We start from the raw sequence: 1,276 nt of genomic DNA on the forward strand, positions 1-1,276 counted from the left end.
TCGGCGGGCCGCTGGGCCGCCGGGCGCTGCTCGGCGGCTCCTGGTGGACCCCGGTGCGGGTGATCGCACTCGTGGCGATCGGGATGTTCGCGCTCGGCATGGTGCAGAAGTACCCGTGCTACGACGGCGCCTGGTTCTCCGGCGCCAACGCGCAGTACACCCGCGCCTGCTACTCCGACATCCCGCATCTCTACCAGGGCCGCGGCTTCGCCGACGACCTCACGCCGTACTTCGACCGCATCCCGCCGGCGGTCTCCGGCGGCATGGAGTACCTGGAGTACCCGGTCCTGACCGGGCTGTTCATGGAGGTCGCCTCCTGGCTCACCCCCGGCGGCGACGACCTCGTCCACCGCGAGCAGGTGTACTGGCTCGTCAACGCCGGCATGCTGATGGCCTGCGTCGCGATCGTCGCCGTCTGCGTCGCCCGTACGCACCGCCGCCGGCCCTGGGACGGGCTCCTCGTCGCCCTCGCCCCCGCGCTCGCGCTCACCGCCACGATCAACTGGGACCTGCTCGCCGTCGCCCTCACCGCCGCCGCGATGCTCGCCTGGTCCCGCAGCCGCCCCGCCGCCGCCGGCGTGCTCCTGGGCCTGGCCACCGCCGCCAAGCTGTACCCCGTGCTGCTGCTGTGGCCCCTGCTGCTGCTCTGTCTGCGCGCCGGACGGCTGCGGCAGTTCGGCACCGCGACAGCGGCCGCGGCCGGCGCCTGGCTCGCCGTCAACCTGCCCGTGATGATCAGGGCACCGGACGGCTGGGCGAAGTTCTACACCTTCAGCCAGGAGCGGGGCGTCGACTTCGGCTCGTTCTGGCTGATCATCTCCCAGCGCTCCGGCGAGCCCCTGGACGACGCCAACATCTACGCCACGGGCCTGATGCTCGTCGGCTGCCTCGGCATCGGCGCCCTCGCGCTCACCGCGCCGCGCCGCCCGCGCTTCGCGCAGCTCGCGTTCCTGGTCGTGGCGCTGTTCATCGTCACCAACAAGGTCTACTCACCGCAGTACGTACTGTGGCTCATCCCGCTCGCGGCGCTCGCCCGGCCGCGCTGGCGCGACTTCCTCATCTGGCAGGGCTGCGAGGTCGCGTACTACCTCGGTATCTGGCTGTACCTGGCCTACACCAACGGCGGCGACGACGCCAAGGGCCTGCCCCCGGACGGCTACCACGTGGCCATCGCCGCGCATCTGCTCGGCACGCTGTACCTGTGCGCGGTGGTCGTACGGGACATCGTGATGCCGGACCGCGACCCCGTACGCCGCCTCGGCGACGACGATCCGGG

1 protein-coding gene is annotated in these 1,276 nt (G+C 72.0%); it reads left to right on the plus strand.

Annotation, left to right across the window (positions count from 1 at the left end; genetic code table 11):
- A partial coding sequence (locus H5J30_RS33990) for a glycosyltransferase family 87 protein (RefSeq protein WP_181791665.1) occupies window positions 1-1,276 on the plus strand: 1,276 nt, incomplete at both ends.

It is taken from the genome of Streptomyces phytophilus (assembly GCF_013870535.1).
Lineage (GTDB): Bacteria > Actinomycetota > Actinomycetes > Streptomycetales > Streptomycetaceae > Streptomyces > Streptomyces phytophilus.